This is a genomic window from Thermus neutrinimicus, from assembly GCF_022760955.1.
GTDB classification, from domain to species: domain Bacteria; phylum Deinococcota; class Deinococci; order Deinococcales; family Thermaceae; genus Thermus; species Thermus neutrinimicus.
Map to the genome: position 1 here is coordinate 1 of NZ_JAKTNU010000029.1, position 9,760 is coordinate 9,760.

Annotated in this window: 9 protein-coding genes and 3 pseudogenes; 7 read left to right on the top strand and 5 right to left on the bottom strand. The window is 63.7% G+C overall.

Features of this window, described 5'->3' with window-relative positions:
• Nucleotides 1–118: 118 nt before the first annotated feature.
• The 3 genes and pseudogenes from L0C59_RS10660 to L0C59_RS10670 form a co-directional block, all read left to right on the top strand.
• Nucleotides 119–790 (top strand): annotated as a pseudogene (locus tag L0C59_RS10660) (integrase core domain-containing protein); the annotation flags it as partial.
• Nucleotides 791–876: 86 nt separating this feature from the next.
• Entirely contained in the window at nucleotides 877–1,170 is a 294-nt protein-coding gene (rpsT, locus tag L0C59_RS10665; protein ID WP_243091316.1) for a 30S ribosomal protein S20, read from the top strand.
• Nucleotides 1,171–1,180: 10 nt separating this feature from the next.
• Complete coding sequence (locus L0C59_RS10670) at nucleotides 1,181–1,264, top strand: 30S ribosomal protein THX (RefSeq protein WP_008632889.1); 84 nt, start codon at nucleotides 1,181–1,183, stop codon at nucleotides 1,262–1,264.
• A 60-nt stretch (nucleotides 1,265–1,324) separates the two neighbouring features.
• On the opposite strand, the gene L0C59_RS10675 is transcribed toward L0C59_RS10670, so the two are convergent.
• Together L0C59_RS10675 and thrB are read right to left on the bottom strand one after the other, a co-directional pair.
• Nucleotides 1,325–2,065: a DUF4388 domain-containing protein gene (locus L0C59_RS10675; RefSeq protein WP_243091321.1), complete on the bottom strand. Its 741-nt coding sequence runs from the start codon at nucleotides 2,063–2,065 to the stop codon at nucleotides 1,325–1,327.
• The gene (thrB, locus tag L0C59_RS10680) at nucleotides 2,050–2,928 is read right to left on the bottom strand and encodes a homoserine kinase (RefSeq protein WP_243091317.1); all 879 of its coding nucleotides are present in this window, start codon (nucleotides 2,926–2,928) and stop codon (nucleotides 2,050–2,052) included. Before thrB ends, L0C59_RS10675 begins: the two co-directional genes overlap by 16 nt.
• A gap of 494 nt (nucleotides 2,929–3,422) precedes the next feature.
• Between thrB and L0C59_RS10685 the strand changes: the two genes are divergently transcribed.
• Nucleotides 3,423–3,779, top strand: coding sequence for a hypothetical protein (locus tag L0C59_RS10685; protein WP_243027588.1), 357 nt, complete (start codon nucleotides 3,423–3,425; stop codon nucleotides 3,777–3,779).
• A 664-nt stretch (nucleotides 3,780–4,443) separates the two neighbouring features.
• On the opposite strand, the pseudogene L0C59_RS10690 reads toward L0C59_RS10685, so the two are convergent.
• Nucleotides 4,444–4,569: pseudogene (locus tag L0C59_RS10690) on the bottom strand (homoserine kinase); the annotation flags it as partial.
• A 485-nt stretch (nucleotides 4,570–5,054) separates the two neighbouring features.
• Between L0C59_RS10690 and L0C59_RS10695 the strand changes: the two are divergent.
• Nucleotides 5,055–5,423 (top strand): hypothetical protein, encoded by a 369-nt coding sequence (locus L0C59_RS10695; protein WP_018110566.1) that lies wholly within the window; start codon nucleotides 5,055–5,057, stop codon nucleotides 5,421–5,423.
• Nucleotides 5,424–5,443: 20 nt separating this feature from the next.
• On the opposite strand, the gene L0C59_RS10700 is transcribed toward L0C59_RS10695, so the two are convergent.
• Nucleotides 5,444–6,892 (bottom strand): NAD(P)H-hydrate dehydratase, encoded by a 1,449-nt coding sequence (locus L0C59_RS10700; RefSeq protein WP_243091318.1) that lies wholly within the window; start codon nucleotides 6,890–6,892, stop codon nucleotides 5,444–5,446.
• Nucleotides 6,893–6,938: 46 nt separating this feature from the next.
• Between L0C59_RS10700 and L0C59_RS10705 the strand changes: the two genes are divergently transcribed.
• Nucleotides 6,939–7,694 carry an SIR2 family NAD-dependent protein deacylase gene (locus L0C59_RS10705; protein ID WP_243091319.1) on the top strand — a complete coding sequence of 252 codons (756 nt, stop codon included), beginning with the start codon at nucleotides 6,939–6,941 and terminating at the stop codon, nucleotides 7,692–7,694.
• Between the two features lie 277 nt (nucleotides 7,695–7,971).
• Here the strand turns inward: L0C59_RS10705 and der are convergent, their stop codons facing one another.
• Nucleotides 7,972–9,270, bottom strand: coding sequence for a ribosome biogenesis GTPase Der (gene der, locus L0C59_RS10710; RefSeq protein WP_243091320.1), 1,299 nt, complete (start codon nucleotides 9,268–9,270; stop codon nucleotides 7,972–7,974).
• 79 nt (nucleotides 9,271–9,349) lie between these two features.
• Here der and L0C59_RS10715 point away from each other — a divergent pair.
• A pseudogene (locus L0C59_RS10715) lies at nucleotides 9,350–9,709 on the top strand (1-acyl-sn-glycerol-3-phosphate acyltransferase); the annotation flags it as partial.
• Between the last annotated feature and the right edge of the window lie 51 nt (nucleotides 9,710–9,760).

Below are 9,760 nucleotides of genomic sequence, written 5' to 3' on the forward strand. Positions count from 1 at the left end.
GCTTCTGGAGAGGTATGCCCCCCATACACAGACGCTTACACATAAATCTTGACACGACCACCTCCAGGGAAAGGGGTAGAAGATGCGTGTTTATGCGGGATATGCGGGAGGTGCAAGTTTTGAGGTGAGCGAGCGCACGGTGGGGCGCATCCTGGCCTACCTGGAGAGGCTAGGGAGGGTGGCGAGCGTGGCTGCCTTTTCGGCGCGGGCCCGGCGGGGGAAGGCAAGGAGGAAACCCCGGCGTCCCTACGCCCAAAGGAAGCCCAAGGGCTACGAGGCCCAAGCGCCGGGCGACCTCATCCAGGTGGACACCTTCACCGTCACCCTAGGACCCGGGGAGATGATCCGGCACTTCTCGGCCGTGGACCTTGCCACCCGCTTTGCGCTGGCGGAGGTGCACACCCGGGCTACGGCCGACCTTGCGGCCGGCTTCCTGGCCTACCTGATTGCGCAAGCGCCCTTTCCCATCCGGCCATCCAGGTGGACGGGGGGGGCTGAGTTCATGGCCGGGTTTGAAAAGGCCTGCGAGGGGTTGGGCATCCGGCTCTTCGTGCTGCCTCCCAGGAGCCCCAAGCTCAACGGTCACGTGGAGCGCATACAACGGACCTTCAGGGACGAGTTCTACACCCGGTCGTTGCCGTCTGGGATTCCTGAGCTCCAGAGGGAGCTTAACGCTTACCTGGACTACTACAATCGGCGGAGGCCGCACCGGGCTCTAGGGGGTTTGGCCCCTTTGGAATACCTGGCTAAGATGCGGAGGGAGTCGGTCCCCCAGGAGTCTCAGATGTGTTGGCCGACTACACCAAGTTTGCCCCTTGAAGCGGGGTATGCTACACTTAGGCCTGGTCTGCCCCTAAGGGGCACGAGGGGAGAACGATGGCGCAGAAGAAGCCCAAGAGGAATCTTTCCGCTCTGAAGCGGCACCGGCAGTCTTTGAAGCGCAGGCTTCGCAACAAGGCCAAGAAGTCGGCCATCAAGACCTTGAGCAAGAAGGCCGTCCAGTTGGCCCAGGAGGGTAAGGCCGAGGAGGCCATCAAGATCATGCGTATGGCGCAAAGCCTCATCGATAAGGCGGCCAAGGGGTCCACCCTGCACAAAAACGCCGCTTCCCGGAGGAAGTCGCGCCTTATGCGCAAGGTGCAGAAGTTCCTTGCCACGGTGAGCGCCTAGGAGGCAGGGCATGGGTAAGGGCGACCGTCGCACCCGTAGGGGCAAGATCTGGCGGGGCACCTACGGCAAGTACCGTCCGCGCAAGAAAAAGTAGGGCCTTTTGGCCAAGCCCGGGGGTAGAATCCCTTGTGGCCGAGGGCCTAGGGGCTTTCCCCTAGGCGTTCTCCTCTTTTTCCATCTCCCAGGTGAGGTCCCGCAGGAGCCATCCCCGGCCCGGGGGGGCGAGTTCCCCTGAGGCCAGGGCCTGCACCAGATAGCGGCGCACCAGGCCGATGGGCACCCCCGAGGCGATCACCTCCCCCAGGTTGCGGGTGCCGTCCAGGAGGGCCTGGAGCTGGCCGAACTCCTCCAGGGTCTTGCCTTTCTTCCCCTGGTACCGGATGCGTAGGGCGTACCAGGCGTAGCGGCGAAGGGGGTAGAGGTCCCCTTCCCTTACCCCCATGTAGGCCCTCTCCATGGCGATGAGGAGGGGGACTCCCCAGGCCTTGGCGGCCGCCCGCACGCTTTTTCCCCCCTGGAAGACCTCATAGGGGGGCTTGGGCCGGATGGCCTCGAGGACCCGGCTGGGGGAGTCCACCAGGGTGCGGAACCGGTCCCATTCGTCGTTCACCCGGGCCCACTCCCCCAGGAGGGCGGAGAAGGGCATCAGGGGCTTGTCGGCGGCGGGTGGGGTTACCCCGAAGCGGAAAACCCCCTCTTGGGGATGCAGGGGGAAGCTGAAGAGGGCCTCGAGGCCCTCCCAGTCCAGGATGGCCGCCCCCACCACCTCCCCCCCGGCGAAGCGCAGGGAGAGGGGAAGTGGGCCAAGGGAAACCTCCAAGACCCCGGAGCGCCGGTGGCTGTGGATCAGCCCCAGAAGTTCCACAAGAGGGATGGCGTTCAGGTTTCCTTCCAGAAGTATCCCTCCCCTATACCCAAGATTAGGGTACGCCCCTCGCCCCGGTAGCCCTCCAAGGCCTTGGCCACCTCCTCCAGGCGATCCTCGCGGGCCAGGGCGGCCACGGTGGGGCCCGCTCCCCCCACGAAGGCGGCCAGGGCCCCGGCTTCCAAGGCCCCTTCGATCGCTTCCAAAACCCCCGGCATCAGGTGGGCCCGGTGGGGCTGGTGCAGGCGGTCCCGGCAGGCTTCCCGTAGGGCCTCGAGCTTTCCTGAATACAGGGCGGCAGGCCAAAGGGCACTGCGGGCCAGGTTGAACACGGCATCCTTTAGGGGAACCTGCTCGGGCAAGGCCGCCCGGGCCAAGGGCGTGGGCACCTCATAGGGGGGTATGGCCAGGACAAAGTAAACCCCTTGGGGCCTGGGAAGGGGAATAGCCAGGGGAGGTTCGGCCAGGGCGGCCACGAACCCCCCGTAGACCGCGGGGGCCACGTTGTCGGGGTGGCCTTCCAGGCGGGCGGCCACCTGAAAAACCCCTTCCCGTCCCAGCCTTCCCCCGGAGTGCTGGTCCGCCAGGGCCACCCCGGCCACCAGGGCGGCGGAAGAGCTTCCCATGCCCCGGGCCAGGGGGATGGGGTTGAAGGCCCGAATAAGAAGAGGTTCTGGCCGTAAGCCCAAGGCCTCCATCCCCGCCCGGTAGCCCTGGTGGATGAGGTTGTCCTCACCCTCCACCTGTCCTTCCCCCTCGTAGTGGAAGGCATCCTTGGGGGCCGGCTCGGCCTCCACCTCCAGGTAGAGGTCCAGGGCTACCCCCAAGGCGTCAAACCCCGAGCCCAGGTTGGCCAGGGTGGCGGGGACATAGAGGCGGGTTGGGTGATCCATACGTCCTACACCGCCCCCAGAATACCAGGAGCTTTCTGGGGTCTTGACAAGAAGAAGAAGAAGAAGAAGAAGAAGCCCTATCTTAGGGGTGAAGGTGGTGCAATGAAAGCAGCAATCTTAGGAGGGCTTCTGCTCCTAACCTTGGGTTTGCCTGTGGCTTTCGGGCGGGAAACACCTTTGTACCAGGCCGGAGTTTCCCAGGCATCCTGCGAGGCGCTAACCACGTCCGAGAGCTTCCGTCCGGACTCTGGGGGCGCATTCGTTCCTCTTTGTGGGCCCGAAGCATGCTTAGATCCGGGAAACGGAAGCGGTGGGGGCGGTGGAGGTGGGAGCAACCCTATCTGTTCCATCGTTTGCCGGCTTGTATGCGTTCCTGTCCAGCAAATCGTTTGTACCCCTGTCCCTCCCCTTTGGCAACCCGCTTGTAGGGTGATTGTTTATAATGAGTGCCGTGAGGTGTGTGAGATGCAGTGCAGGTGAAGGGGGGTGTTGGGATGGCCTTTCGGAACCGAGAAGTCCCAAAAAGACTCCTCTCATTTGGGCTATTTGTGATTTTCACGGTTCTTGCGTTTCTTCTTGAACAGAAGGGCATTTGGGGTGGGTTGCAGCTGCTGTTGGGCTTGGGTGCGATTTTGGCCTTCTACCTGGGCTTGGGTAAGGGCGTGGTCCTTAACCTCCCGAAAGCCTTGGTCTTCTCCCTCTTTGCCGTAATCCTCTTTTACCTCTTCCTGGATTTGGTATTTCCTGGGACTTTTGCCCGTCGCCTGGGCGATATGGCCGTGGAGCCCTACGCTATAGGGGTCGTCTTGGCCCTGCTTCTTTTTCGCCCAGGGCGTGTTTCGAGTGTGTGAGACTATAACGGTCAACGATTGCGTGTGGCGATGGGTTTGCGCAGCCTTTGCTGCGACATGTGTTTATTGGACCACAGATCCCACGGGAAAGGCGGTCTGTGCATTAACAGCCTTTGTGTGCACTGCCTATGACTGGCAGCAAGTTTGCACCCCGAGGCAGGAGGAGAGATGCCAAACGTATTGCGTTCGCTAAGGGAAAGGTTTCGGACTTTGGTAGACATTGCTTTCTACTCTTCTTTAGCGGCGCTGCAATTTAAGCTGTGGCTCTCCGTTTTTGATGATCTTTTTCGCAATGAGAGGCTTGAAACCGGGGACGTTTTCGTGGTGTTTTGCCTCCTCCTGACCCTCTGGTTTGCCTATAGGCGCATAGGCCTACCTTATGCCAGCGCTCTTCTCGGAATGATCTGGGCTGCCTATCTTCAATCCGGGCACTGATAAGGCAGGAAGCTGCCTTCAAAGATCGTTTCTTCTGGGGCTTTAGCTCGCTGGGCGGGCTATTTGGCCGCAGAGCCCTTCTCTGCTGGTGTCCTATTGGCCCTGCTCCTTTTTAGCCCGGTACGCCGGCCGAGGATGCCGCAAGGGTGAGGAGGACGGACTAGCGCAGGAGGAAGGCTGGGGGCACCCTCCCTTCCTGGAGGAGCCGCCTCGCCCGGGGAAGAGCCTCCGCCACCTCCCGGGCGGGCTCGGCCTCCACCTCCAGGTAGAGGTCCAGGGCTACCCCCAAGGCGTCAAACCCCGAGCCCAGGTTGGCCAGGGTGGCGGGGACATAGAGGCGGGTTGGGGGATCCATACGTCCTACACCGCCCCCAGAATACCAGGAGCTTTCTGGGGTTTTGACAAGAAGAAGAAGAAGAAGAAGAAGTCCTATCTTAGGGGTGGAGGTGGTACAATGAAGCTGGCCACGCTAGGAGGGCTTGTGTTTATGGTCTTGGGTTTGCCGGTGGCCATGGCTCAGGCCATGCCCTTCCCTCAAGAAGGGCCTTCTTGCCCATTGCCGGGCGATGAGATGGTGAAACCTCTGGAGAAGGCGAGGGTGGAGGAACCGATTTTGCCCCTCAGCTGTGGCGCCCAGCCTTGTCTGGATCCGGGGGATGGCGGGGGTGGCGGAGGTGGATCAAGCCTCAATCCTGTCTGCTTCCTTGTCTGTCGACAGGTTTGCCGACCGGTTGTTGAGTATGCTTGTAGGCGCGTTGGGGGTGCGTGGTCTTGCGAGGCCGTTTCGCGAATTGTTTGTACCGAGGTTTGCCAAAATGTTTGTAGGTAGGAGGTGCTGCTATGGATAGATTTCAAAGGCTTTGGGGTCTTGCAAAGAGAACGCTAGCCTTGGGCATTTCTGTTGGGCTAGGGCTCTTAGCCCTCCGGTTTGAGGGTGTCCTCGGACCCGCTACCTTTGCCCTTGGGGTTATCTCCGGGGCCCTGTTGGACTATGTCTCCCTTGGGCAGGTGCGCTTAACGAACAGGAAAGAAGTGGTGGCTCTCCTAGCAGCCACTTTGGCGGTTGGTTATTTCGTTGAGCTGGTTAGCCCGGGGTACTGGACCCGTTTCCTTCAAGGACCCGCCGGTACCCCGTATTTTTTGGGGCTTTTCCTGGGCGAGCTCCTTTTCTACTCATATAGCAAGGCCGAGGGTAAGGTTATCCGCTGAATGAGGGCAGGAGGAGGCGCTCATACCCGGGAAAAGGGCCAGGGCGCCTGCCCTCCTTCCAAAAGCCTCCGCGCCCGGGGAAGAGCCTCCGCCACCTCCCGGGCGAGGAGCCCCACCCCCTTTTCCCCGGCCCGGAGGTCCCCGGCCAGGCCGTGGAGATAGACCCCAAGCCGTGCCGCGTCAAAAGGCCTAAGCCCCGCCGCCAGCAGGGCGGCGATGGCCCCGGAGAGCACATCCCCCGTTCCCCCGGTGGCCAGGGCGGGGTTGCCAGTGGGGTTTAGGGAAAGGCGGCTTCCCTGAGCCACCACGGTGGGGTTTCCTTTGAGGACCACGGTGAGCCCCGTGCGCTCCGCCAGGGTCCGGGCGGCCTGCAGGGGATCCTTGGCGACCTCCTCTGGGGGCATCCCCAAAAGCCTTCCCGCTTCTCCCGCATGGGGGGTGAGGACGGTGGGCACGCCCGCTTGGCGGTAGGCCTCGGCCACCTCGAGGTGAAGGGCGTCGGCGTCCAAGACGGTGGGGAGACGGGCCTTTAGGGCCTCTAGCGCCCACCCCCTGCCCCACGGCCCCCCGCCCATCCCTACGGCCAGGGCCTCCGCCTTGAGGGGGGGAAGGGTGGGGTGGGAGGCGGGGTGGAAGACGGCCTCGAGGGGCTCTAAGGGTGTGCCCTCAGGGGCCACCAGGTGCACCAGCCCCGCCCCCATGCGGTAGGCCCCCAGGGCGGCCAGGACCGGGGCCCCGGCGTAGCGCAAGCCCTCCCCCCGGTACCCTCCCAGCACCCCCACCCGGCCCACGCTGCCCTTGTGGGCGGTGAGGGGGCGCTTGGGCAGGAGGGGTTTTAGGGCCTCGGGGGTGGCCACCTCGGGCAGGTCCTCCCGGGCCAGGAGGTCCTTGGGGAGCCCGATTTCCGCCAGATAGAGCCGCCCGCAGGCCTCGCGGTGGAGGAGGTGGGGGGTCTTGAGGGCGGCGAAGGCCACGGTGGCCGTGGCCTGCACGTGTGGGGTAAAGGGGAGGCCTGACGGCAGGTCCAGGGCCAGGATGGGAAGCCCGGAGGCGTTCATCCGATCCACCAAACCGGCATGGAATCCTTCCAGGGGCCCCCTTAGGCCGGTGCCGAATAGGGCATCCACCAGCACCTCCTCCCGGTTCCAGGTGGCTTCCTCCAGGGGGCGGATCTCCAGGCCGTGGGCCTTTAGGGCGCTTCGGGCCAAAAGGGCATCCCCGCCCTGGCCTTCCGCGGCAAAGACCCGTACCGGCACCCCGGCCAGGTGGAGGTGCCGGGCCAGCACCAGCCCGTCCCCGCCGTTGTTCCCCTTGCCCGCCAGGACCACAGCGGGGCGGTGGCCAAAAAGCTCCATGTAGACCCGTGCCGCCTTCATCCCTGCCCACTCCATGAGGAGGAGGGAGGGATACCCCATCTCCACCGCCTTCTGGTCGGCTTCCCGCATGGCCTCGGGGGTAAAGAGCCTCATGGTGGGAGCCATGGCCTCCAGAATACTCCTGAAGTACCATGTCCTTATGGGATTAGGGGAAGCTCGGTCGAGGCTTGGGGAGGCCAGGAGGGTGGCGGTCCTGACCGGGGCAGGCATCTCCAAGCCCTCGGGCATCCCCACCTTCCGCGATGCCGAGGGGCTTTGGAGGGAGTTCAACCCCCTAGACTACGCCACCCCGGAGGCGTACGCCAGAAACCCGGAAAGGGTCTGGGAATGGTACGCCTGGCGCCTCGCCAAGGTGCGGGAGGCCAAGCCCAACCCCGCCCATCTGGCCCTGGTGCGGCTGGAAGAGGAGGTGCTGGGGCGAGGGGGGGCCTTCCTCCTGGTCACCCAGAACGTGGACGGCCTCCACGCCTTGGCGGGAAGCCAGAACCTGGTGGAGCTTCACGGCAACATCCTAAGGGCCCGGTGTGAGGCCTGTGGGCACCGCTTTCCCCTTCCCGATCCCTTCGTTCCTCCTCCCTTCTGCCCCCTGTGCGGGCATAGGGCCCGGCCGGACGTGGTCTGGTTTGGGGAGTTATTGCCGGAAGGAGCCTGGGAACGGGCGGAGAAAGCCTTTGCCGAGGCGGATGTGGCCCTGGTGGTGGGTACCAGCGCCGAGGTGGAACCCGCCGCCTCCTTAGGGCGTATCGCCTACGCCTCCGGGGCCTACCTGATCGAGGTGAACCCCGAGCCCACCCCCCTTACCCCCTTGGCCCACCTCTCCCTGCGCATGGGGGCGGTGGAGGGGTTGGAGGCGCTTTTGGGTGAGGACAGCCCAGATCCTTCGGCTTCTGGCTGATCTGGTCACCTTAGCTATCTGGTGGGGGCGGGGTTTGTTCCGGTTGGTCTCGCCCTTCGCTCCTTTCTACTACGCCCAAAAGCTGGCCCCGCAGGCCTTTTGGGAAGCGGCGACCTGGGCCTTACGGGTGCTTCTTTTGGACAGAAGGCGTTTTTTGGAGGTGGTGCCGGAGTTTATGGACGCCTTGCCCTCAGGCAAACACATCGATGCTTTGCCCTTGGGGCAAACATTTTGTGGGTGCAGGCCTCCTGGCTTTCGTGTGCGGGAGAAGCCGTACCTAGCCCTCTTCCCTACGCCCGCGGAAGACCAGGCGGAAGGGCACTTCCTTAAGGCCCAGGTCCTCGCCGATGCGGTTTTTCAGGTAGTTTTCAAAGGCCCGGGTCACGAACTCCGGGTGGTTTACGAAGAAGACGAAGGTGGGTGGGGCCACCTCGGGCTGGGTAGCGTAGAGGATCTTCAAGGGTTTGCCCTTGAAGTTGGGGAGTTGCACCTTGGCCGTCCACACGGCAAGCCAGCGGTTTAGCTCGGCGGTGGGGATGCGGGTGTGGTTGAGCCCGAAGAGGCGCACCGCCTCGCTGAAGATCCTGTCCAGGTTCTGCTTGGTGAAGGCCGAGGTGTACACCCGGGGAAGGTGTTCCAGGTGCGCAAGCTTTTCCCTGAGCTCCCGGCGCACCTTGGGGGCTTCCTCCTTCCTCACCAGGTCCCACTTGGTGATGACCAGGAGCACGGGCTTTCCTTTTTCCAGGGCATGGTTGGCCAGCTTGAGCTCCCGGTCCCCCACCTGGAAGGGATCTACCACCAGAAGGACCACGTCGGCTTCCTCTATGGCCTTAAGGCTCCGCCGGATGGCCAGCTCCTCCACCAGGGTTTCCGGGCGCTTGCGGATGCCGGCGGTGTCCACCAGGACGAAAGGTTGGCCGCGGAAGGTGAAGTGGACGTCGATGGCGTCCCGGGTGGTGCCGGGTTCCTCGGAGACGATGACCCGTTCCTCCCCCAGGATGGCGTTTAGGAGGCTACTCTTCCCGGCATTGGGCCGGCCCACGATGGCGAGCCTAATGCCCGCCACCTCCGGCTCCGACTCGATGTGCTTCACGGGAAGCTTTTCCCAGATGGCCTCGAGGAGCTCCTCCAAACCCCTAGCGTGCTCGCTGGAGGTGGGGATGGGGTCGCCAAAGCCCAGGGCGTAGAGGGGGCCCAGGTAGTGCTCGTGCCTGGGGTCGTCCACCTTGGTGGCCACCAGGATCACGGGCTTTCCCTTCCTCCGCAGGTATTCCGCCACCTCATAATCCGCCAGGGTGAGCTCTGAGCGGCCGTCCACGGCAAAGAGGACCACCTCGGCGTCCTCCAATGCCCGATCCACCTTCTCCTGAATCTTCTTCTCCCAGCGGTCCCCCGACCAAAGCCCCCCGGTGTCCACCAGGAGGAAGCGGCCCTTCTCGCTTTCCACCACCCCCTCCTTGAGGTCGCGGGTGACCCCGGGAACATCGGCCACCACCGCGCTCCTTTTGCCCAGGAGGCGGTTGAAGAGGTTGGACTTGCCCACGTTGGGCCGGCCTACGATGACTACCTTATGCATCCTCACCCCAGCAAACAGGGGTGGGGAAGCCCCCACCCCTCCTTCGACCAGTCTATCACAGGGGGTATACTTTCAGGGTATGCGGAAACTGGCAGGCCTGGTTTTGCGGAGCCTCGGGTGGAGGTACCACATGCCCCCTCCCCCCAGCCGGAAGTACGTCCTGATCGGTGCCCCCCACACCTCCAACTGGGATTTCCCGGTGGGCCTCTTGGCCCTCTGGGCTTTAGGGATCCGCGCCCGTTGGCTGGGGAAGAAGGAGCTTTTCCGGCCCCCCTTGGGCTGGCTCTTAAAGCTCCTTGGGGGTATCCCCGTGGACCGGTCCCGCCGGAACAACCTGGTGGAGGGCGTGGCGGAGGTCTTCCGGCGGGAGGAGGAAATCGCCATCCTTATTACCCCGGAGGGTACCCGGGGAAAGGCACCCTATTGGCGTACGGGCTTTTAAGTGCCCTCCCACTAAAAAACCACCTCTACTCCCCCTAACGCCCGCAAG